The organism is Parabacteroides sp. AD58, from assembly GCF_023744375.2.
GTDB lineage: Bacteria > Bacteroidota > Bacteroidia > Bacteroidales > Tannerellaceae > Parabacteroides > Parabacteroides absconsus.
On record NZ_CP146284.1, the window covers coordinates 1,307,798 to 1,332,155 of the forward strand.

17 protein-coding genes are annotated in these 24,358 nt (G+C 46.1%); 11 read left to right on the forward strand and 6 right to left on the reverse strand.

Annotated features, from left to right (window positions below; all coding sequences use genetic code 11):
- The first annotated feature begins 336 nt into the window (after positions 1-336).
- From NEE14_RS05600 to NEE14_RS05610, 3 genes are all read left to right on the forward strand, one after another.
- Positions 337-774, forward strand: a complete 438-nt coding sequence (locus tag NEE14_RS05600; protein ID WP_251968787.1) for an Hsp20/alpha crystallin family protein — start codon at positions 337-339, stop codon at positions 772-774.
- Between the two features lie 112 nt (positions 775-886).
- The gene (locus tag NEE14_RS05605; RefSeq protein ID WP_251968791.1) at positions 887-1,246 is read left to right on the forward strand and encodes a helix-turn-helix domain-containing protein; all 360 of its coding nucleotides are present in this window, start codon (positions 887-889) and stop codon (positions 1,244-1,246) included.
- 8 nt (positions 1,247-1,254) lie between these two features.
- Positions 1,255-2,241: an IS3 family transposase gene (locus NEE14_RS05610; RefSeq protein WP_338578838.1), complete on the forward strand. Its 987-nt coding sequence runs from the start codon at positions 1,255-1,257 to the stop codon at positions 2,239-2,241.
- 390 nt (positions 2,242-2,631) lie between these two features.
- Here the strand turns inward: NEE14_RS05610 and NEE14_RS05615 are convergent, their stop codons facing one another.
- Both NEE14_RS05615 and NEE14_RS05620 read right to left on the reverse strand, forming a co-directional pair.
- Complete coding sequence (locus tag NEE14_RS05615; protein ID WP_251966346.1) at positions 2,632-6,039, reverse strand: ATP-dependent helicase; 3,408 nt, start codon at positions 6,037-6,039, stop codon at positions 2,632-2,634.
- On the reverse strand, positions 6,029-6,796 hold the full coding sequence (locus NEE14_RS05620; RefSeq protein WP_422394698.1) for an SDR family NAD(P)-dependent oxidoreductase: 768 nt from the start codon (positions 6,794-6,796) through the stop codon (positions 6,029-6,031). Before NEE14_RS05620 ends, NEE14_RS05615 begins: the two co-directional genes overlap by 11 nt.
- Before the next feature lie 237 nt (positions 6,797-7,033).
- On the opposite strand from NEE14_RS05620, the gene NEE14_RS05625 reads away from it, so the two are divergent.
- The 5 genes from NEE14_RS05625 to NEE14_RS05645 all read left to right on the forward strand — a co-directional run bounded on the left by NEE14_RS05625 (position 7,034) and on the right by NEE14_RS05645 (position 16,037).
- Positions 7,034-8,248, forward strand: coding sequence for an exonuclease SbcCD subunit D (locus NEE14_RS05625; protein WP_251966344.1), 1,215 nt, complete (start codon positions 7,034-7,036; stop codon positions 8,246-8,248).
- Positions 8,249-8,251: 3 nt separating this feature from the next.
- On the forward strand, positions 8,252-11,668 hold the full coding sequence (locus tag NEE14_RS05630; protein ID WP_251966343.1) for an AAA family ATPase: 3,417 nt from the start codon (positions 8,252-8,254) through the stop codon (positions 11,666-11,668).
- Positions 11,669-11,808: 140 nt separating this feature from the next.
- Positions 11,809-13,182, forward strand: a complete 1,374-nt coding sequence (locus NEE14_RS05635) for an MATE family efflux transporter (RefSeq protein ID WP_251966342.1) — start codon at positions 11,809-11,811, stop codon at positions 13,180-13,182.
- Between the two features lie 31 nt (positions 13,183-13,213).
- A complete protein-coding gene (locus NEE14_RS05640) occupies positions 13,214-13,903 on the forward strand; it encodes a DUF1847 domain-containing protein (protein WP_251966341.1) in 690 nt (229 codons plus the stop codon).
- Positions 13,904-13,952: 49 nt separating this feature from the next.
- A complete protein-coding gene (locus NEE14_RS05645) occupies positions 13,953-16,037 on the forward strand; it encodes a DNA topoisomerase 3 (protein ID WP_251966340.1) in 2,085 nt (694 codons plus the stop codon).
- Positions 16,038-16,101: 64 nt separating this feature from the next.
- On the opposite strand, the gene serS is transcribed toward NEE14_RS05645, so the two are convergent.
- Positions 16,102-17,376 (reverse strand): serine--tRNA ligase, encoded by a 1,275-nt coding sequence (serS, locus tag NEE14_RS05650; protein ID WP_251966339.1) that lies wholly within the window; start codon positions 17,374-17,376, stop codon positions 16,102-16,104.
- A 98-nt stretch (positions 17,377-17,474) separates the two neighbouring features.
- Positions 17,475-17,996: a C40 family peptidase gene (locus tag NEE14_RS05655; protein WP_422394699.1), complete on the reverse strand. Its 522-nt coding sequence runs from the start codon at positions 17,994-17,996 to the stop codon at positions 17,475-17,477.
- 217 nt (positions 17,997-18,213) lie between these two features.
- Here NEE14_RS05655 and NEE14_RS05660 point away from each other — a divergent pair, with 217 nt between their 5' ends.
- The gene (locus tag NEE14_RS05660) at positions 18,214-19,821 is read left to right on the forward strand and encodes a glycoside hydrolase family protein (protein WP_251966338.1); all 1,608 of its coding nucleotides are present in this window, start codon (positions 18,214-18,216) and stop codon (positions 19,819-19,821) included.
- A gap of 189 nt (positions 19,822-20,010) precedes the next feature.
- Complete coding sequence (locus NEE14_RS05665) at positions 20,011-21,558, forward strand: M20/M25/M40 family metallo-hydrolase (protein WP_251966337.1); 1,548 nt, start codon at positions 20,011-20,013, stop codon at positions 21,556-21,558.
- A 522-nt stretch (positions 21,559-22,080) separates the two neighbouring features.
- Here the strand turns inward: NEE14_RS05665 and NEE14_RS05670 are convergent.
- Positions 22,081-22,965 carry an AraC family transcriptional regulator gene (locus NEE14_RS05670; RefSeq protein ID WP_338578810.1) on the reverse strand — a complete coding sequence of 295 codons (885 nt, stop codon included), beginning with the start codon at positions 22,963-22,965 and terminating at the stop codon, positions 22,081-22,083.
- 3 nt (positions 22,966-22,968) lie between these two features.
- Positions 22,969-23,172, reverse strand: a complete 204-nt coding sequence (locus NEE14_RS05675) for a hypothetical protein (protein ID WP_338578811.1) — start codon at positions 23,170-23,172, stop codon at positions 22,969-22,971.
- A 47-nt stretch (positions 23,173-23,219) separates the two neighbouring features.
- Here NEE14_RS05675 and NEE14_RS05680 point away from each other — a divergent pair, with 47 nt between their 5' ends.
- Entirely contained in the window at positions 23,220-24,356 is a 1,137-nt protein-coding gene (locus tag NEE14_RS05680; protein ID WP_251966334.1) for an efflux RND transporter periplasmic adaptor subunit, read from the forward strand.
- Positions 24,357-24,358: the final 2 nt, after the last annotated feature.

Here is a 24,358-nt window from a genome sequence, read left to right on the forward strand (position 1 = left end):
TCCTTCTTTCCTAAACAAAACAAATCATACAAATAGATACCAAATACTAGTCTTCTCTCTTATAAAATCGAAGTATGTCAGATTAAATAATGACAGATTGTCTATCGATACATTACAAAATGTCATCTTATTATCTCAACGAACTTTACTGAAGTTTAAAATCATCCGGGGTAGGTTTAAAAGAGTTTTCGAGGGTTTAAATTCCAAATCCGCCTCATGACAATTTTTCCTTCTGGCACGCCGTTTGCAGAATCATAGGTGAATCGCGAAACCGAAAGGCGGAGGGGTTCAAAGAAAAATTGAATAATAAACATTTAAATATAGGAGATTACAACTATGACACCGATGAGAAAGTATAATAATCAAAATTGGATTCCGAGTATTTTCAATGATTTCTTTGATAATGACTGGATGGTTAAGGCTAATGCCACAGCACCTGCAATCAATGTAATTGAAAGCGATAAGGATTACAAAGTTGAAGTTGCGGCTCCAGGTATGACAAAGAATGATTTCAATATTCATCTGAGTGAAGATAATGAATTGGTTATCTCAATGGAAAAGAAGAATGAGACGAAAGAAGAAGACAAAGAGAACAAAAAGTATCTGCGTCGTGAATTCTCTTATACTCAATTCCAGCAGGCTCTTGTTCTTCCGGACGATGTTGACAAAGATAAAATCAATGCAAACGTCAGTGATGGTGTATTGACTATTGAATTGCCTAAACGTACTCCTGAAGAGAAAGCTAAAGTCAATCGGGTAATTGAAATTCATTAAATCATATTATCTAATTCAGGAGGGTGTTTCAGAAATGAGACACCCTCTTTTTTTATGTAAAAATGACACAATGTCTTTTTGTAAATAAGGTTGACTCCTAAAAAACAAGAAGATGAAAGAAAGCAATTATGAACAAGAGAAGTTTCGGAAGAATCAGGAAAGAGAGATTTTCCGTTTGGTAAAGCAAGACAACGTCTCCATCCAGGAAGTGGTTCAACAATATGGAGTAAGTCGTTCGAGCATTTATCGAATAATAGCTACCTTTGAACGAGAAAATCCTCTAGAAGCAGAACTCATGAAAAAGCAAGGAAAAGACGTGACGCCGGAAGACTACAAGAAGCTCCTCGAAGAGTTGTCGTCACTGAAGAAAGCATTGGCCGAAGAGCGTTTGCGCGCAGATTTCTACCAAGAGATGGTCGCCTATGGCGAGGAAGTGTATGGCATAAAGCTAAAAAAAGCTGGCACCAAGTAGTCCGTAGGCTGCATGAAAGGGACAGGGAACGGTATAAGGTCGTTCCCCTGTGCCGTCTGCTTGGTGTGAGTAAACAAGCCTACTATAAGCATGAGGACAAGGTACTGCAACGTCTGATGGAAGAATCTTTCGTTGTGGAGTTTATCAAGGAAATCCGAGGGAAAGATCCGGGCATAGGAGGGAACAAGCTTTGGCAGATGTACCAGAGCCGGTTTGGTTCCCATAGCGTGGGTTATAACCGTTTCTATGACATCATCGAACGTTATGGCCTGAAAGTCCGTAAACGGAAAAGACGCGTCAAGACAACCGATTCCGACCATGAGTATCCAGTCTATCCGAATCTGATTAAGACATACATTCCGGATCGTCCCTGCCAGCTGATAGTCAGCGATATCACCTATATACCTTACTGGACAAAGCCGGAAACGGGCGAGTACGATTTCTGCTATCTTTCTTTAGTAACGGATTACTACACAAAGGAAATCATCGGTTACAGTGTGGGCGACACGCTGGAAGCCCGTTATCCTTTGGACGCATTGAACATGGCCTTGGCCTATTATAAGGGCAAGGATCTTAATGGATTGATCCATCACTCGGACCGTGGTGTCCAATATGCCTGTTACAGTTATATCTCCCGGTTGAAGGAACATCATATAAAGATAAGCATGACCGAAAGCGGCAATCCCAAAGATAATGCCGTGGCGGAACGAGTCAACAATACAATTAAGAATGAACTCCTTTTGGGGCAATCCTTTTACGGCGTATCGGAAGTTAAATCAGCTATAAGGATAGCGGTCGATTTCTATAACAATGAGCGTCCTCACTTGAGTCTGGACGGTATAACTCCTGCTGAAGCCTCCGCAATGAGGGGAACAATAAAGAAACGCTGGAAGAGTTATCGGGAATTAGCCATCCAAGGAGAAATGTCTAATGCCTTCGTTTCTCCCAACCAGGTGGAGACAAACTCTTTGGAGGCTTCGCGCCTCCAGCCGTAAGGCAAACCACCGCGGTGGTTTTTTCATTATTTTTATCAGGATAAAAGATCTTTGTTTATTTTTGCCCAAAATAAGAAAAGACAACCTGCAGGGTGAATAACAAAAAAATGAGTCAACTCAGTATATAAATAAGTTAAACTACAGTCAACCCCTTCTATTTATAAAGAGATTTTAAGTCAACCAAATTCGTTAAATGACACAAATTTACCGTTTCACCCGGGTGATACGATCGTTTCACCTGGGTGGTACGATCGTTCCACATAGGTGAAACGATCATTCCACAAGGGTGGAACGGTAAAAAATAAAGGGGATTCGGAAATAATGATTTGATCCGGACTGCATGTTATCAGCAAACTGCCAGCATGCAACCCGGATCATTTGTTCTCAGGATTAATAAAGAAAGTGGTCTTCACAGAAATCCATGTAAGGTACATCTAAGTAGATTCCTGCTTGTTTCACAAAGGAAATCAAGTGCTGGAACAGCGGATCGAGATTCAGCAAATACGGATTTCCGACAAGAAACAGTTGTTCACGGGCCCGGGTCAGGGCGACATTCAGTTTGCGGTCAATCCGATTTCCTTCTTCTTCAAAGACGTTTCCGGTTAGAAAATCCAGCTGATAGCGTTTCTGAATCGTGAATCCGTAAATGATAACTTCCCGCTCACTTCCCTGATACCGCTCAACGGTATCAATCGTGATGTCATGCAGTTCTTTTAATCCCAAGCGATCCAGCTCATGACGAATCATAGCGATTTGATTCCGATAAGGAACAATGACGCCGATACTCTTTTCCAACGAAAACGGGCGACCGTTCTTCTGATATAAATGCCAAACGGTTTCTACCATCTTGGCAATCATACAGGCCTCCGGGAGATTTGTTTTCACCGACTGGGTTAAGGGTGGTTGCGGAGACACCACAAAGGCAATCCGCTGCGTGGCCATCAGTTTTTCCAAACCGGACGGCAGGTATTCATGCCAGGGCAACGGCTGCTGCTGATGCTGAAGAGGCACCGGACGAAGCCGCATCTGGTAAAAAGCCTCATTGGGAAACGAAGAAATGGCCGGATGCATTCGCCCTTGTTTCTCCAGACAAAACGACAAACCGTTTTCTTCCTGCTGATATTTCAGCAGCCGTTCAAACAGGGATAGGCGGCAATTGGTTAATCCGATTTCCTGCAACAGAGGATCTGTCACCGCCGAATCGGCTTCCGATTGCAGCACAACGGCCGGCAACTGCTTATGATCGCCAATCAACACAAAACGGTCGATGGCATTTTCGTCGCCATGTTTCGCACTCAGCAAAGCCAACAAATGCGGTTCCAGGATTTGTGAAGCCTCATCTACAATGGCCAAAGCAAATTTCTTCAGGGTAAAGATGGAAACATTGGAACTGAGATTGGTAGTCGTTCCCACAAAAACCCGCGTATTCTGAATCTTATTCCGTATTTCCTCCACCTTCCGGCATGATTCCATCTGCCGTTCCAACAGATAGGGTTTGTAAGCATCGTCACAGGAAAGGCTCATGCCCATGCGGATGAAATCAATCTTTTCCTTTACCAGCTTACTGCAAATCTCATCGACCGCCCGGTTGGTATAAGAGACCAGCAGGACGGAAGTATCCGGTTCGCTCAAGGCTTCTTTCAGGATATTGACCAGACCAAAAGAAGTCTTTCCGGTTCCCGGAGGGCCGATTAACAGAAAATAATCCCGGGCTTGCTTGGCTTTTAATACCAGCTCGTTGAACTCCGGACATTCGCCGTTCATGCTGTAATCGCCCGTCAAACGGACAGACCGATCGATCACCGGTTTGCGTTGTCCCAACAACAACGACCGACGGTCGGCATTAGCCACTAAAAAAGCATACAGTGCCCGGAAAAGAAAACCAAACGAAGACTCCAAAAAGTCATGTTCGACAGCCCAACGATCGTCTGACGGCTTGTCGAACACCGCCTGATTACGCTGCAAGGCCCGCAGGCGCAATACCAGATGATCGGAATAGATGGATTCTACCTGGCAGCGATGGACGATGGTTTTGCGGGCATCCGGTTCTTTGTCTCTCGGGTAAGCATACAGAATCACGACATCTCCCGTCCGAAAGTTCGGCAAAAAATTATTTTCCTGTTCCGGGATACGCAAGGTAATCCGGTCGATTCCTTCGACCGCTTCATGACTGTTCTCTAATGAAATGATTTCCAAGTCACAGAAAATATCCCCGGTTTGTTTCTTCTCTTCCAGAGAATTATTCCAAACGGAGGCGAAACCGCTCCCCTCCTTTTCGGCCGTCCCGACTTTCGATAGGATATGTTCCTTCTCGATAAAGGCAAAGAAACGGTAAAAGTAAGCCCGTTCCAAATCGGATGCCTGCTGAATGGGTTTCAGCAAAGCAGCCAATTGCGGCTGCTGGTAACGTTTCCAGAGCTGATTGTCAATCTGCCTTATATTCAAATCCTCCGGAGTCAGTCCGTCAAAAAGCGCAGCCGCGCCTCCTTCACTGCACAACAAATCCTGCTTAACCATCCGATTCCGCACTTCAATGGCTTGAAACAACAGTTCAGGGGCCGGACCTTCTTTCATCAGTCCGTCCTCATACTTAGAATACAAGAGGAAACTGGAGATTTCATCATTCCGCAAGTTATAATTATAATGTAGAAGGGCCAGATATAAAAGCATCTGCACATAGTGTTTCTCTACATGCCGGTTCGTTCCGTATTCCCGTTTACCAGATTTCTGCTCCATCAATACCCGCATATCTTCCTGCAATAAGTCCATACGTCCTTGCAATCCCAACATTTCGCAGAAGAAGGAAGGTTCGAGGATGATCTGGTCAAGATGTAAATCACAGACCTGCTTGAACTGTTTATGAATCATTTCCTCCAGGATGTGATACTGCTTTTGGGCATCAACGTGGAAAGAAGGATCCATATCCGGACACGTTGCTAATTTAAGAGCATTCTCACGAAAGAAACGTTTCACGCTCTCGGCATACGGAACCGGCGTATCAGGATTCTTTTCATTCACTACTTCATCCAACAGCTGACTGGCAAAGTTTCCCAAGAGAATCGCCCGGCTGTTGGCTGCCGGCTTGATTTTATTCAGCAGATAAGTCAGCGGTGTGCATCCATAAGCCTCAAAACAATTGGCGATAGCTGATACATCGATCAGATAATCCGGTTCATAGATAATCAGTTCCGCCAGATAAATATCGTCCTGCACCCGATAAGGATGAATCAGGTTCAGTTGCGAACCTTTCACCAGTAAGTCTTGCAGATAACTCCAGTCGCCAAAGTAATTGGTCTGCCGGTAACGTATCTGTATGAACTCGGTCTCCTCGGCTTCCGTCTTTCCATAAATATATTCATCGTCCCACGAATCGACCAACACACGCAAATAAGAGCCCAACGGAGAGGCAGATTTAACTGCATAGCGATAAGTAGCAGGCAAACATGCTACCAGTTCTTCCGGAATCTTTTCCTGATACAAACGGGAAACGAACTCCGACAAGACTTTCATATCTTGCAGAAACGTTTTCTCCAATACAGCTTCATTGGCGTCATGCAAGGAACGGCAACGAGCACGCAAGGCATTGATCCGCTTATAGTCCGCTTCCTCATAGCCCAATTCCTTACACAGATAATCCATCCGAGCAAACGGACCGGAGAAATCGAACGAACAGTCGCGTGTCTTTTCTTTCAATATTTCCAGGAAAATCCGGTACAGCTTAGCATATTTCGTCCGGATATCCAGTGCTTCCTGCCGGCACAGCTCCAGTAAATCCGAATAGAAAGCATTATTCCACATAGATCATCTTTTTGGTCATTCCGCCATCGATCACGATGTTTTCGCCGTTGATAAAGTCATTTCCGTCCTGACACAAGAAGACACACATCCGGGCAATATCTTCCGGCCGCCCGACTCTTCCTGAAGGATGTTGCAAATGATCCTGACTTGTCAGTTGGTCATAATCATGCGTCGCTATCCAGCCAGGGGAAATCGAATTGACAGTAATATGCCATTCCGCCAGAGAAACAGCCAACGCATGCGTCAAGGAATAAATACCTCCTTTCGAAGCTGAATATCCTTCGGTGCCGGCCTCACTCATCAAATAACGAGTCGAACAGAGATTGATAATACGCCCGTAAGGATTTGGAAATGTCTGTTGCTTCCGGTGTAACGCCAGATAACGGGAAGCCACGAAGACCGGCCGCAGATTGATCGATAAAATCCGGTCGAATTCTTCCACCGTCGTTTCTGTCAGAGGAGAAAACTCGCTGATTCCGGCATTATTGATCAAGATATCCACATCGCCCCAGCGGTCAAACAGTTGCTGCAGACAAGATTCCAAAGCCTCTTTATCACTGACATCCGCCGGAAAGAAAAGCGCCCCGGTTTCCTTCGACGTTTCTTTTCCCCGCTCCGCATCGCGGTCGCAAAACGCCACCCGGTAACCTTCGTTACTAAAAGCCTTCACGATAGCTTTACCGATACCCGAAGCTCCACCCGTTACAAACACCCGGCGTTTGTGTCCGGCACGATTACTTACCGGTTTCTTCGGCATCGCCTTGCGGGCTTCCAACTCTTCCATTTTCCTTTCAATATAATTATCTGCCATCTTTTTCTTGATTTAAACGGATGCAAGGTACGAATAATTTATGAGAAGTACCCGACTGCAGACGTTGGAAGCATTTCTTCCATATACACAATCACTATACACCTTTTTTGAATGCATCAATTATCTCCAATAAGTTTTACTTCGGAAAAATATGTATCTTTAGACATCCAAAAAGCAACAGACATGAAACTGATTCATACCAGCGACTGGCATCTGGGCCATACCTTATATAATTACGACAGAACAGAAGAGCAACAGGCATTTCTCCTGCAATTGGCGGAAATCGTGGAGCGCGAACAGCCGGATGCTCTTCTCGTAAGTGGAGATGTTTACCATTATTCATCGCCTTCGGCAGCCGTACAGAAGATGTACACCGAAGCCATGTTGGAGATTCACCGGCGGTGTCCATCGATGACCATCGTCGTGACGGCTGGCAACCACGACAGCAGTTCCAAACTCGAAATCACCCGAAGTTTATGGGAGAGTTTCGGTTTGCACGTAGTAGGTTCCATCCAGCGGGAAGAAGAAACAGTCCAATGGACACGGCACATTGTCGAAGTAACCGGAAAAGACGGTCGGCCAGTCGGCTACATTCTCCCGGTGCCTCACGTTTATCCGCAGAACTTTCCGAGTCCTGATCCGGAGATGAAACGGGAAGAACGGATGCCGTATTTCTTCCAGACCTTATTGGATGAGACGAAACGAATCAACACCACAGGTTTGCCAGTCGTACTGATGGCACATCTGGCTGTTACCGGTTCCGATACGACCGGACATACCGATCTCATTGGCGGGATGGATTATTTTCCCCTGAACCAATTGGGAACAGGTTACGATTATCTCGCCTTAGGACACATTCATTGCCCGCAAACCCTAAAAGGAAGCGACGGACGCGCTCGCTATTGCGGTACGCCCTATCCGGTAAGCTTTGATGAAACGTATCCGCATTCGGTTTCGTTGGTAACCGTTGAATCTGGGAAACAGCCCGAAATCCAAATCATTCCGATCGAGAATCCGTGGCCATGCCTTACCTTGCCCCCAGAACCGCTTCCGTTTGAAGAAGCCTTGCAGCAGCTGAAAGAGTTTCCCGACGACAAACGGGCTTATATCCGTCTCAATGTCCTGTCTGAAAATTATCTGTCGCCCGACTGTCAGGAACGGGCTTCCGAAGCGACCCGCGGAAAGGCGTGCCGGTATTGCTACATCAAACTCAACCGCCAGCAGAAGGAAACCGGCGAGGAGCAGCCTCACCTCAGTATCCAGGAACTCAAACAGCAGTCGCCTTTAGAAATTGCCCGCCGTTATTATCAGGAGACAACCGGCAACACCATGGACGACGAATTGAACCTCCTGCTGCAGGAAGCCATGAATCAGATTCACTCATCAGCAAACGAATAGACTATGAAGCTACAACAACTCATCATAAAGAACCTGGCTTCGATTGAAGAAGCTACCATTGATTTTGAGCACGGCCCGCTGGCCGAAGAATCTATCTTCTTGATCTGCGGAGAGACAGGCGCCGGAAAGAGTACGATTCTCGATGCCATCTGTCTGGCTCTTTACAACGATACGCCCCGGATGCAACGGTCGCCGAAAGAAAAATATACAGACGTAGGACATACGTTTTCGGATAAGAAAGAAGAAATCAACATTGATGATGTCCGCCAGCTGATGCGTCGCAACACAGCCGAAGCATGGGTGGAACTTTCATTCATCGGAAGTAACGAGATTCCCTACCTGTCTCGCTGGTATGTTGCAAAAGCACGAAAGAAAGTGGATGGTAACATTCAGAAAGTTGCCTGGACACTTACCAACCGGAAAACAGGTGAAGAGCTGAAGAAAGTAAAGGAAGTGGAAGACGAAATCCAGCGGTGTATCGGCTTGAACTTCGAACAATTCTGCCGGACAACCTTATTGGCACAAGGTGAATTTACCCGTTTCCTCCAAAGCCGTGAAGCAGATAAGTCTGAAATCCTGGAGAAACTCACCGGAACGGATATCTATTCCCGGATCGGAATGAAAATCTATGACATCACCAAACAGAAGAAAGACGCCTACGATCTGCAGCACCAACGGATCGCTGCGACACATCTGCTCAGTGAAGAAGAAAAAGAAACTCTCCTCGCTTCGTTGGAACAACTGAAGCAAGACAGCCGGCAACAGGAAGTCATTGCCAAAGAACTGAACCGAAAACATGAATGGCTCCGCCAAGAACTGGAGTATCATAAAACCCGGCAGGAGCATCAAATCCAGCTGGAAGCTATCGAATCCCGAATCCATTCAGATGAATATCGGGAACAAAGCCGCCTTATCCAAGAATGGGATGTAACAACGGATGCCCGTAAACTCCTCAAAGAAAACAAGGAGAGAGACAAGGAAATCACCCGGCAAGTGCAGGAAGAGCAGCAATATCTTCAACAATTCATCAATCTTTCCGAAGGAATCTTGTACGAAGAGGAAAAGATACGCTCCTGGCAACAGGAAGAAAATACAATCCGGAAGTATCTGGAATCGCAGCAGCCTTTCGCCGACATGTTTGCCCAAAGTCAGACTATCCTGACGCATTTGCAGAACATTCTCAACACACAAGCCCAAGAGAAAGAACGGAAAGTGCGGTTGGAACAGGAAAACAGCCGCTTACCCCAAATGGAAGAAGCTTGTACCCGACAAGCCGACCGGCTGAAATTGGAAAGAGAAAAAGGAGAACAGCAGGATGCGCTTCTCCAACAAATGAACCGGCAATACCAGGAGATGGATATGCCTGCCCGGCAAGCCGAATCCAAGCGGTTGTCGGAACAGGAAATGCAACTCACGAAAACAGTTCATACCTTGCAGGCTTTCTTCTCCGCCCAACAAACCCTGCAAGAAGCACAAAAAGCAGAACAGGAAACTGCGGCTAAATTAGAGGAAGCAAAACAGCAACATCTCCTCTTGAAAGAAAAAGTGACTTCGTACCAAAAGACCTTTGACGAAGCAGAGAAGCTATACGAGAAACAAAAGGAATGTACCGAACAATGGGCGGCAGAAGCCCGTTCCCGTCTGCAGCCCGGCGATACCTGTCCGGTCTGCGGTCAGCGAATTACGGAATTACCTTCCGACGAAAACTTCCGTTCTCTATTAGAGCCGGTTCATCAACATCTGCTGGAGAAGAAAAAACAACTGGAGGAAGTTTTGGCAGAAGTAGCACAGAATACGGCTTATGGAAAAAGTCTTGCCACTCTGTTCCAGCAGAACCAGCGGCAAACAAGCTTGGCCGAAAAGAAGTGTCAGCAAGCGCAATCGGAAGCCAGGCAGCAGAGCAAGCTGGCCGGATATGAAGTCATCTCTCCGGATATCTTATCCGAAATACCGATAAGACAAGACGAAATCCATCGCAAGCAAGAGGAGGTCAATCGGCAGATCAAGCAGGCACAGACCTGTCTCGATGCCATTTCCAAACAACAAAAGCAGAAGGACCAGCAGCAGAAAGCCATTGAACAATGTCTGAATGCCCTGAATCAGGCGGAGAAAAAACGGACCGAACAGATCAACAAGATACAGACTTTGCAGGAACTGATCCGTAGCGACCAGGAAAGTGCTACCCGTTCGCTGCAGACAGTCCGTGAACAAATAAGCTGGCCTGAGTGGGAAACGGACTGGCATACTTCTCCTGACGATTTCATTCTCCAGCTGAAGCAGGAAGCTTCTGTTTATGCCCAGCAGCAAAAAAGAGTAGAAGCTCTCATCAATCAACGAAACTTAGTCCAACAGGCAGTAGATGAAATGAAAAGCCTGCAGCAGCAAACCCGGGAAGAATATCCCCACTGGGAAACCGGAACGCTTCATCCGCAGCCTGTCCAGGCGTTAAGTAAAGGTTGGAGTCAGCTCTTTGCGCATGTCAAAACGCTACACCAGTCGCAACTCCATACCCGTGAATTACAGGAAAAAGGCACTCAGGCCTTGCAGGACTTTCTGCAACAACATCCGGAATTTACACAGGAGAAGCTGGAACAACTGGCAGCATTTCCGCCGGAACAAATCCAAAGCTGGCGGGAAGAGCAGCAGAAACAGAATGAATCCCGTGTGGCTGTCCGCGCCAAACTGGAACTGGTAATCCAGCAAATCCAGCAGCATCAGGAGAGTAAGCCGGAGCTGGAAGAAGAGGTTTCGCTGGAAGAACTGAAAAAGCAATACGAGGAAAAGAACCGGATTATCCAAGATTTCAACCAGCAAATCGGACAAAAGCAAAACCTGCTGGATGAGAACCGCAAAAACGAAGAGCGGCTACGGAAAGAAAAAGAAATCGAGGAGCAACTGGAACTCGACTATCAGAAATGGAAACGCCTGTGTTTCTACTTCGGAGACGAAAAGGGAAAAACATTCCGAAACATTGCCCAAAGTTTCGTCTTAAAGGAGTTGTTGCATGGCGCCAACTACTATCTGAAGCGGTTAACCGACCGTTATGAACTGGAATGTCAGGCCGGTTCACTGACAATTCTGCTCCGTGACTTTTATCAAGGAGGAACAGCCCGTCCGGCAAGTACGCTTTCCGGAGGCGAAAGTTTCCTAGTCTCGCTGGCATTAGCCTTAGGATTATCCTCGATCAGCCAGCAAAGTCTATCGGTAGATACGCTTTTCATCGACGAAGGATTTGGAACACTCAGCGAAGGATACTTGCAGACCGTCATGGATACACTGGAAAAACTGCATCAGCTGGGCGGTAAGAAAGTAGGAATCATCAGTCACGTTTCCGGACTACGCGAACGGATCAAGGCACAGATACAAGTCCGTCGCATCGATAATTCACGGAGTGAAATTATTACTCTGTTGGATGAATGATTTTACTCACGAAATCTCTTTACGAAACTCACGAGAATCCGTTTTGATTCCCGGGAAAGTCAAAACCGATTCTCGAGGGTTTTGTAAACAGGATAAAAAACAGTTTTGTACCTTTGCCGTCGATTTCAAATCTACTGTCTATGGTAAATGTATATGAAGAACGATTAGGAACCGACCGGATGTTGCCGCTGATATTCCGAATGGCATTACCGGCTATCGCCGCTCAGTTAGTCAATCTTCTATATAACCTAGTAGACCGGATTTATATCGGTCACATTCCTGAAATCGGCACCAACGCCTTGGCTGGCGTCGGAGTTACCAGCTCAATCATTATCCTGATATCATCCTTTTCTGCCATTGTAGGAGCCGGAGGTTCACCATTGGCAGCCATGGCTTTAGGGCAGGGCGACCGGGTTCGCGCCGGAAAGATCCTCGGAAACGGATTTATTCTGCTTATCATCTTTACACTGCTTACTTCGCTCACGACATACCTGTTCATGCGCCCTTTGTTGTTCTTGACCGGAGCTTCAGAACAGACGATCGGATATGCGGTCGATTATCTTTCCGTTTACCTGATCGGTACGCTCTTTGTAGAACTCTCGGTAGGTCTGAATGCATTTATCAATACACAAGGGCGACCAGCCATAGCCATGTATTCAGTTCTGATTGGAGCCATCCTGAACATTCTGCTAGATCCGCTGTTTATTTTCGTATTCGGACTCGGGGTAAAAGGAGCAGCCCTGGCAACCATTCTATCGCAAGCCTGCAGTGCCGCCTGGGTGATTTCCTTCCTGACCTCTCATCGTGCTTCTCTCAAACTGGAAAGGCGTTATATGAAGTTACAGAAAGAAATTGTCCTGTCTATTTTAGCCTTGGGCGTCTCTCCTTTCATCATGGCCAGCACAGAAAGCTTAGTCGGATTCGTATTAAACGGAAGTCTAAAACACTTCGGAGACATTTATGTCAGCGCGTTGGCTATCATGCAAAGTGCCATGCTAATCGTCAGTGTTCCGTTAGCCGGATTTGCTCAAGGATTCGTACCTATTGTCAGTTACAATTATGGCCATCTCTATAAAGAGCGGGTCAAGTCGTGTTTCAAGATTGTACTGATTGTCATGTTTTCATTCAATATGCTTCTGATACTTGCCATGATTCTCTTTCCGGAGATCCTGGCAACTGCCTTTACCAGTGATCCGCAACTGATTGCTGTCGTTGAGCAATTCATGCCGATCTTTCTGGCAGGAATGACAATCTTTGGTTTGCAACGAGCCTGCCAGAACATGTTCGTTGCCTTAGGACAAGCCAAGGTTTCCGTTTTTATAGCCCTGCTCCGAAAGGTCTTTTTACTCATACCTTTAGCATTAATTCTCCCCCATTTCATGGGAGTAACCGGCGTCTTTGCTGCCGAAGCCTTTTCGGATGCGACAGCGGCTATCTGCTGTACACTGATTTTCTCTGTACAATTTCCGAAGATTCTAAAACGGATGAAAAAGAATCTAAGTGAAGCCTACTAAATTCATTCATCATTATATAATTCACATCATCATGCAACATACAAAAGATCTGACCTGTGTCGACTGCGGAACACAGAACTGTAAATACAAAGACCGGACTTATCCGGATTTCTGTCTTACCACCAACTTAAAAGAAGAAGATATGCAATGGGCACTGGAACGCTACGAAGAAGAACGGAATCATGAAATCATGGTAGCCAGTGCCGAAGTGGAATACGAAGGATACGGTAAATGGACACGGGTACAGGAAATCATGGAGTTTGCCCGAAAGATACAAGCTCATAAAATAGGTATCGCTAATTGTATCGGACTGATCCACGAGGCTCGTATTTTTGCCCGCATCCTCCGGGCTAACGGATTCGAAGTGTATTCAGTTATTTGTAAGGTAGCAGGGAAAGCCAAATCATCTATCGGCATTCCGAAAGCCTGTGAATCGATTGGGGCAGCCATGTGTAACCCGATCCTTCAGGCACGACTGCTGAATGAAGCCCAAACGGACCTGAATGTAGTAATCGGCTTATGTGTCGGACACGACAGTTTATTCTATAAATATTCCGAGGCATATACAACAACACTGATTACGAAAGACCGCGTCACCGGAAATAATCCGGCAGCTCCTCTCTATACAGCCCATTCGTATTATCGGAAGAAATTCAACCTGGACGAGCCGAAAATAAGTCACCCGTCAGCGGAGGGCTCAAACGAAAATTTGCCCAAATAAAGCGGAAAATGTAACTTTGCCATATTTAAATCGTGTTAGAGAAGATAAGATGAAAGTTTGTATTGCCGAAAAACCGAGTGTGGCTCGTGAAATAGCCGAGGTATTAGGGGCTACGGAAAAGAAGAATGGATACATCGAAGGGAACGGATATCAGGTAACCTGGACATTCGGTCATTTGTGTACCCTTAAGGAACCGCACGATTATACACCCGACTGGAAACGGTGGTCGTTGTCTTCTCTGCCGATGGTTCCGCCACGTTTCGGTATCAAACTAATCAGTAATCCAACCTACGAACAACAGTTTAAGATCATCGAAGGTCTGATGCAAAAGGCTGAAATGATCATCAACTGCGGAGATGCCGGGCAGGAAGGAGAATTGATCCAACGATGGGTAATGCAAAAAGCCGGAGCCAAATGTCCGGTTTATCGTTTATGGATTTCTTCACTGACAGAAGAAGCCATCCGCGAAGGTTTTCAGAAGCTGAAGGAACAAGCCGAGTTTAACCGGCTGTATGAAGCAGGATTGTCACGGGCTATTGGCGACTGGCTGTTAGGAATGAATGCCACCCGTCTTTATACATTACGCTACGGGCAAAACAAACAGGTGCTTTCTATCGGGCGTGTTCAAACACCAACGCTGGCACTCATCGTCAACCGGCAGGAAGAAATAGAGAATTTCAAGCCGGAGCCTTATTGGGAGCTGAAGACAGTCTATAGGGACGTAACATTCTCAGCTACCAAAGGAAAATTCACCCAAAAGGAAGAAGGCGAGAAATTCCTCGAAACCGTGCGGACATCCGACTTTACGGTGACGGACGTTTCTACGAAAAAAGGAAAGGAATATGCACCGCGTCTCTTCGACCTGACTTCTCTCCAGGTGGAATGTAACAAGAAGTATGCTTTCACGGCAGACGATACGTTGAAGCTTATCCAATCGCTCTACGAAAAGAAAGTTACAACCTACCCTCGTGTAGATACTACCTTCTTAAGTGATGATATTTATCCGAAGGTACCCAATACCCTGAACGGCTTAGTGGACTACGGCGAACTGGTGGCTCCGTTGAAAGGAATCAAGTTACCGAAAAGCAAACGAGTTTTTGATAATTCCAAGGTAACCGATCACCACGCCATTATTCCGACAGGCGTTCCTGCGCGGAATTTATCAGACAACGAACGGAAGGTATATGACTTAGTGGCACGACGTTTTATTGCAGCTTTTTACCCCGACTGTGAGATCTCTACAACAACAGTCATGGGAAAAGTGGAAAAAGTAGAATTCAAAGTCACCGGAAAACAAATCCTGAAACCAGGCTGGCGTGTCGTTTTCGGGGCAGATCAGAAAGATCCGGATGCAGATCCGAATCAGCAGGATGAAGAAAAAGTTTTACCGGACTTTGTAATCGGAGAAAGTGGTCCGCATCAACCGCTGCTGAAAGAAACGTGGACAACTCCACCCAAGCCCTATACGGAAGCGACACTCTTACGGGCCATGGAAACAGCCGGTAAGTTAGTGGACAATGACGAATTACGCGATGCTTTGAAAGAGAACGGAATTGGTCGTCCGTCTACCCGTGCCGCCATTATCGAAACCCTGTTCAAACGAAATTATATTCGCAAAGAACGCAAGAGTCTGTTCCCGACAGCCACGGGAACGGAATTGATTCATGTAATTCAAGAAGAACTACTGAAAAGTGCAGAACTAACCGGCTTATGGGAGAAAAAACTGCGCCAGATAGAAAAAGGTTCGTATGAAGCACGTACCTTCTTAGAAGAATTAAAACAGATGGTCAATCAAATCGTCATCAATGTTCTCTCTGATCAAAGCGGGCGCAGCATTACCATCGAACAAAAAAAGGCAGAAGAAGAAAAGCCGAAAAAGAATAAAGCCGTTTCTGCATCCAAGGAAACTGGAGAAAAGAAACCACGCAAGCCTCGTAAAAAGGCAGAGAATGCTCCTGCCGTCTGCCCGGTTTGTCATAAAGGGACGTTACTTCGGGGGAAAACCGCCTATGGTTGTTCCGAATATAAAAACGGCTGTACATTCCGGCTCGATTATGCGACCTATGGAGAAAACCTGACGAATGAGCAGTTAACACAAATCGTCAATCAATATACTTCAGAGCAAAAATCATAATTTAATACCCATAAAAAAGAGGATGAGTGACCTCATCCTCTTTTCTTCCCTATGTTATTTCCGATTATTTGATCATATCAAATCCTGTATAAGGAACCAGTGCCTTCGGAATACGGATACCTTCTTCCGTCTGGTTATTTTCCAACAAGGCAGCCACAATACGCGGTAATGCCAAAGCACTACCATTCAACGTATGGCACAACTGGATCTTTTTATCAGCATCACGATAACGACATTTCAAGCGATTAGCCTGGTATGTATCGAAATTAGAAACTGAACTGACTTCCAACCAGCGTTTCTGGGCTTCTGAATATACTTCAAAGTCATAACAGATAGCGGCTGTAAAACTGATATCACCACCACACAGACGTAAAATACGATACGGAAGTTCCAGCTTCTGCAACAGACCTTCTACATGATCTAACATTTCCTGATGTGACTGTCTGGAATGTTCCGGCTTGTCAATACGAACCAATTCTACCTTTGAGAATTCATGCAGACGATTCAAACCACGTACATCCTTACCATACGAACCTGCTTCACGACGGAAACACTGTGTATAGGCACAATTCTTGATCGGCAACTGCTTTTCATCCAGGATAACATCCCGATAGATATTTGTAACCGGAACTTCGGCAGTCGGGATCAGATACAAATCATCCAGATTACAATGATACATCTGGCCTTCTTTATCTGGTAACTGACCTGTACCATAACCTGAAGCAGCATTCACAACCGTCGGCGGCATTACTTCAATATAACCGGCACTGCGAGCTTCATCCAGGAAGAAATTGATCAACGCACGCTGCAACCGTGCACCCTGACCGATATAAACCGGGAATCCGGCTCCTGTAATCTTTACACCCAGATCAAAATCAATCAAATTGTATTTCTTAGCCAGCTCCCAATGAGGCAATGCATTCTTAGGCAATTCTGTTTCCATTCCACCCATCTTGACAACCAGGTTATCCTCAGCTCCATTTCCTTCAGGAACTTCATCGTAAGGAACATTCGGAATGGTGTAAAGCAGATTCTGCATATCTTCAGCAGCCTGATCCATTTCAGTCTGTAAAGCCTTATTGCCTTCTTTAATTTCCGATACTTTTTTCTTGGCAGCTTCAGCCTCATCTTTCTTGCCTTCTTTCATCAGGCCGCCAATGGACTTAGAAAGCTGATTGACTTCAGACAAGTTCTTATCTAATTGGTTTTGCGCACTTTTTCTCTTTTCATTCAGTTCGAGTACCTGCGCAATCGTCTCTTTCGCATTTTTGAAGTGCTTTTTCTCCAGACCTGCAATGACTTTCTCGGTCTGTTCTGTAATCATTTTTAGAGTCAACATATCCTGTCTCTGTTTATTGTTACTTTTTTACTGGATGCAAAGGTACATCTTAAAGAAGAATCTCACAAAGTTTTTCAACAATTAATCATTCTATCTCTTTACTTTACCCGTCCGCCACACATCCAGGTACGCATATAATAAGGTTCACTCAGATTACTAACCATCACTCCTTTCGATGTACTGGTATGAATGAACTTGCCATTCTTCAGATAAATTCCCACATGATTAGGCTTTCTTTTACGCCCTCGTCCGGTATAGAAAAAGACCAGATCGCCTTCTTTTAGCTTGCTCCGGCTGATTTTCTTGCAATCCTTCTTCAGCATCTCGGCCGACGAACGTGACAGACGTTTATGATAAACCTCCCGATAAACAATGGCTACGAATCCGGAGCAATCTATCCCTTTCTTGGTTTGTCCACCCAAGCGGTGCGGAACCCCAATCCAGCGTGCCCCTTCGTTGTATAAAAAGATATTATCATATTCGGTAATCTTTACGCCATAAATGCGTCCTAGTTCTTTAGGCCCTTTGAAATCGGCCGGCAAAGAAACAGTCTCCATTTTACGACTGCCACAGGATGTCAGCAACAACAATCCCAAAATCCAGATTAGATAACCAGCCATGAATCTTTTATATATTTCTTTTTCAATCATTGCTTTTTCACTCATACCTACAAACGTTTGTCAGTTCTATCAGCAAAAATAAAGATAATCTCCCAACCTCATACTTTTACTTGAATAAATATCCATTGCATTGTATAAAAACGAACAATCCACTATCTTTGTTCTGGTTATGACTTCTTTTAATTCTTATTTATATTCATCTGAAAAGCATATGCGTATGAGAAAAATAATGTATAGCACACTGACCTTCCTCTGTATAAGCTCCCTGATTTCGGCACAGGTCACCGAACGAGAAAGACCGGCATCCTGGGACCAGTTCGTGGAAGGAGGACGTTTTGCCGACCGTTTTCTTCCTATGCCTGACGGTAAGTTGAGTTCCGATACCTGGGGAGCACAGCAAGTTATTCCCCGCTTTATTGACAATGGCATAGAAGATCAGGTCCGTTCTTATTGGGGAGGCAACATATTAAAAGGTGATGATGGGAAATATCATCTCTTTGTCTGTGGCTGGCGGGAAGACTCTCCCAAAGGACATCACGAATGGCCTAACTCCATCGTCTACCATACAGTTTCGGACAATCGGTTCGGACCGTACCACATCCAAGATACCATCGGTCCGGGCCATAATCCAGAAGCTTTTAAAACACGGTCCGGGAAATATGTTATATATGTAATCGACCATTATTACCTGGCAGACAACATAAACGGGCCCTGGACCAGACAGACTTTAGACTTTGATCCAAGAGATCGGAAAATCATTGAAGGTTTGTCAAACCTTACTTTTACTCAACGTGAAGACGGTTCCTATCTGATGATTTGTCGCGGAGGTGGTGTATGGATCAGTCAAACCGGATTATCTACCTACAACCAAATCAGCGACCAACGTATTTATCCCCCAGTCGAAGGAGAATTTGAAGATCCGGTTGTATGGAGAGACTCGGTACAATATAACGCAATTGTCAACGACTGGTTAGGTCGTGTTGCCTTTTACCTCCGTTCGAAAGATGGCGTCAGATGGGTAACAGATCCAGGTGAAGCCTATATGCCGGGAATTGCCGTTCATAAAGACGGGACCAAAGAGAACTGGTTCAAGTATGAACGGATAAAAATCTTTCAGGATGAACAGGGGCGAGCAATCCAGGCAAATTTTGCCGTTATTGATACCTTGAAGAACGAAGATAAGCCTAACGACCGGCATAGTTCCAAGAACATCTGCCTCCCGCTGAATCCGGGAGTCCTGATGACATTACTGGACAAAAAGCCCATTACTCCTCAGACGAAAGAAATTCGCCTGCTGATCAAAGTAGAACCAGAATTTGATCCACAAACAGATATAGATATTTCCTCTTTGCGTTTCGGAGCTTCCACAGAAGTCAATTTTGGCAGAGGCTGTAAACCGATTCGGACGGAGAAATCAGGGAAAGACCTGATTGTCATCTTCGACGGACAGGGAAACGGCATTACGGAAGAGGAATTTGCGCCTAAACTTATCGGGAAGAAAAAGGATGGCAGCATGCTGTTCGGTTACACCCGCCTGCCTTGGGTTAAATACATCGAACCAATTCTCTCTGCCCGCAAACCATCAGTCGTAACATCCGACGGAAAGTCTATGATAAAAGTGGAGGTCGAAAACTTTGGTCAGATAGCTTCTACACCTACAGTCTTGTACATTTACGGGAATATTGGGGGAAAAGAAAAATTAATCGGGCAAACGAAACTGGCTGCCATAAAACCGTATCAGAAAGAATCTGTTGAAATCAAATCGAAACAATCCTTGGATATCGCTGCTGATTATTCGTTGCGAGTAGCCTTCGGTAAGGACTAATATTCAATGAGTCTTACATCTTCATCCATACAGGCCTGTATTTTAATACTACAAAAAGGAAATACAGGCCTGTAATTTATAGAACCGATACCATGAAAAAGAAATCATTAAAGAAAAACGCACTTTCTATTTTGATTTTACTGGCTTTATCGTTTCTTTTGTAACCGAAAACATTCAATTCTTTTACACATGAAAAAGTTATGTTTATGCTGTACTGCATTTTTGTCGTTATGGGTACAGCCTTTCTTCGCTCAGAAAGCCGTCGTTGATAAAATCATTGAAATCGGACACCAGGATAATCAGGCCGCACACCAGCTGGATATACTGACCAACCGTTTTGGCGGACGCCCCATCGGGTCGGATGCGTATGAGAATGCCGCCGAATGGATGGTACGTGAATACAAAAAGTGGGGACTGGATGTTCATCTGGAAGAAGCCGGCGAACTCTCGGTCGGTTTTAACCGCGGACCGTGGTTTGGGAAGCTGTTGAGCCACGACCATGGAATGACTCTCCATTTCGCTACTCCTTCATACACTTCGGGGACGAAAGGGGTGCAGCGCGGTCATGTCTTGATGGAACCCCGTACCGACCAGGAATTCGAGCGCATCAAACTCAAGTTGAAAGGTGCTTGGGTCCTGATCTCCGGCACAAACAACGGCTGGCCAATCGACAGGACAGCGCAGGCTGATTCTATCCGGCAGGCTATCAAACAAGAGAATAAGGAAATCGACCAAAAGAATGCCGAACTCAGGAAAAGAAACTGGGAGAAAGGTGAAAACAACGAGATGCTTCCTTACAAGGAATTCCCGGCTCTTTACTACCATGAGATGATCGAAGCCGGCGCCTTAGGATTCATCCAGTCATCGGAAGTACCTATCCGTGCGCTTTATGACCGGAAGATGATTGACAGCATGACGTTCGATAACCTGCCCGAAGTACCTGACATCAAACTCGACAAGCATCAGTTCGACATCATCGCCCAGATGGTAAAAGAACGGCGGGAAGACTTCTTGCTGGAGTTCGATATCCGCAATCATTTCAAGCTCGGACCGATCAAATACCACAACGTGGTGGCGTCGATACGGGGAAGCAAATATCCGGATGAACAGGTCATCGTCTGCGGACACTTGGATGCTTTTGATACCGGCACAGGCGGCGTCGACTGTGGTACAGGGATTACCCCGATGATGGAAGCGGCCCGTATGTTGGCGTTGTCGGGAGCAAAGCCCAAGAGGACCATCCTCTTCATCGCCTTTGCCGGGGAAGAATTCGGACTGTTAGGGTCGAAAGCCTATTGCGAGAAACATCAGCAGGAATTACCGAAGATTATGAATGTATTCAACCGCGACGGCGGGCCGGAACCTCCCGTCGGAATAGCTGTCTCGCAGGCGATGTATGATGATTTCGTCAAGATAACCCAACCCATCCAGAAGGTACGGGCGGACATTCCGTTTGAAGTGACTGTGCGGCCTCCGCGCAAACGGCCGAAGGTAGCGGGTGGCACCGATTCGGAAGTGTTTGCCACCTACGGCGTCCCAACATACGGATTTACCACAAAAGACGTCAAAGGGTATAATTTCAACTATGGGGAAATATGGCATACCGAACGCGATCTGTTTACCAAAAACATCCCGGAATATCTGGGGCATACGGCAACCGCCACCGCCATCACCGTCTTAGGGGTAGCCAACCTCGACAAGCCTCTGCCTCGGGAAGGGGTCTATGAAGAGAATTAAGAATTAAGAATTAAGAATTAAGAATTAAGAATTGAAAATTGAGAATTGACAATTACAGACACAATATTAGGCACGGATTTCACGGAAAACACGGTTTAAAATAAATATTTACCGTGTTAATCCGCTGAATCCGTACCTTTTTAATTCTCAATTGTCAATTATCAATCTAAAAACAGGCAATATCACTAGTGATCCGGGACAAAAAATTCATTTACAAGGCAAGATCACACCTGATCTGCTGTCCAAAATCTATTTACAAAAGAAAATCACAGGTGGTCCGATACTGAAAACCCGCCCAAGGTAGCAGACCACAGGTACGCTTCAATTCATAATTTTCACCTTGTTTTGTCTCTGAAAGGTATAAGCTCCGCAAAATAGCGTCGGTATTGTCCTATCACGATGTGAGCAAATTAAATAAAAAATAATTGACAGTAAACATATTTGGCCGTAATTTTTCAGATTGCAAGCTTTATAACCATTCCGGCCTGCCTGGAAAAGAACCCAGGCGGACCGACGATCGCGTCAATCTGACGCCTGCAGTCTCCGCCTGTATTCCATGGGAGAAACAGCATGATGCTTCTTGAAAAACTTGCAGAAGGCAGCCTGATCGGAAAAATGCAGCTCTTCGGCAATCTGGCTGACGGGGATGCTCTCATCGTCGAGGCGCTCGGTGGCCCGCTTGATCAGTTCGTCGCAAATCACTTCGTGCGGCGTCTTGCCCAAAACCTCCTTGACCAAGCGCGAAAGATGCTTCGCCGAGATGCAGAGTTTCTCGGCGTAGAAGTCCGTTTGATGCTCGACCGACACATGCTGCCAGACGAGCTTCATGAAATCCATCATCACCCTATCGCGTTTGCAAATTACCGGTGGCAACTGATTATCCGTCCGGCTCCGCTCCAGCATAATCTGTCCCACCTCGAGCATGAAACTCTTGAAATAGACCAACAGCAGTTCACGCCGGTAGGCATGGCCGAGCGACATCAACGCCGACTCGAATAATTCCATCTGCCGGGCCAGGCGTCCAAATTGCTCGTCGTTGAGTTGCAAAACCGGAAAGTGGAGGCGATCTACCAGATAATGATCCGGTCCGGGGCGCAGATTCTTGAGTGAATCTTTGGCAAAGGTATAATTCGGAATCAGGCACCACGCCTGCAGGTCGGTACTAAAGTCAAGAAATTCGATTTGCACTCCTTCCAGCAGGTCGAGAAAAGCATTTGCCCGCATCTCATGAAATTCATCGTCAATACGAAGGCTGAGGCAGCCTGTCCGGACCAGGAGAAACAGGCGGAGATCCGTCATCTTCCGGCCGATGAGCCGGACCAGTTCACGCGAAGTCAGCAGCAAGACACAACCGTCGAGACTGCATGTAGAAGGGAAAAGAGGGAAAAGTTCTTTTTGTGTCATCATCATCTATTCATTCAACAAATATTCTTTGCCTGTCTCGCCCGCCAATAAGGAGAAGCCAACAGAAACAGGCATCACGCAGGCAAAGGTATAAAGCCCTTGTCTGATATGGACAAATGGATGCGCTAAATAGACATACCGTTTGCTAATAAATTCTAATACAGTTCCATTTGGACAAATGCTTGGGTTGTTTGACCAAATAGAGGCCATCGGTTCGCTTTTATTTTTGCGCACTAAGAACTACAAACAAACGAAACATGAAGGCAAAAAGTTATTTAGTTTTAGGTTTAGGCTGCGTGCTGCTACTGGCGGGATGCCAGAACCAAACACTCCAGCAAGGAAGCTCGACCGACTATCCGCTTCTGACATTGAAACCGGAAGACCGGCAGTTGTCGGTAAAATACTCGGCTGTAATCGAAGGAAAACAAGATGTAGAAATCCGTCCGCAGGTCTCAGGAACCATTACCGAAGTCTACGTGGAAGAAGGTGCCCGAGTAAGAAAAGGGCAAGTCTTGTTCGTCATTGACCAGGTACCTTATCAGGCGGCCTTGAAGCAGGCGGAAGCCTCCGTCGCCACGGCCGAAGCGAATGAGGCCACAGCCAAGCTGACCCTCGAAGGAAAAGAATCCCTTTATCAGGACAAAGTGATCTCTGATTTTGAACTGCGGACGGCCCGTAACAACTACCGGAGCGCTCAGGCGGCTCTGATGCAGGCCCAGGCAGAACTGATTAATGCCCGCAATAACCTCTCCTATACCGAAGTCAAAAGCCCGGTCGACGGGTATGCCGGCATGACTTCCTATCGTATCGGAGCGCTCGTGAGCTCGAGCATGACCGACCCGCTGATCCGGGTTTCAGACAACTCGCAGATGTATGTCTACTTCTCCATGTCGGAAAAGCAGGTGCTTTCGCTCACCGCCCAATACGGCTCGCTCGACAGCGCCCTCCTCTCCTTCCCGCCCATCCAGCTGCAACTGAATGACGGGTCGACCTATCCGCACACCGGGAAAATAGACGTCATCAGCGGACTGATCGACAAGACAACCGGAACCGTCAGCCTGCGTGCCCTGTTCGACAACCAGGAGAAACGGCTCATGAGCGGAGGCTCGGCCAATGTGGTGATTCCATACCAGCAACAGCAATGCATCGTTATCCCCCAAGGTGGTACATACGAGATCCAAAACAAGATATTTGCCTATAAGGTTGTTGACGGCAAAGCCGTATCTACCCCCATCGAGGTCTTCGAGATAAACAACGGAAAAGAATATATTGTAGAAAGCGGGCTTCAGGCAGGCGACGTAATCGTTTCAAAAGGAGCCGGCCTACTGAAAGACGGTACAGTCATTTCCGCCAGCGCAACTGCGGCTACAGAACCTAACACAGAGGAGGAATAAAC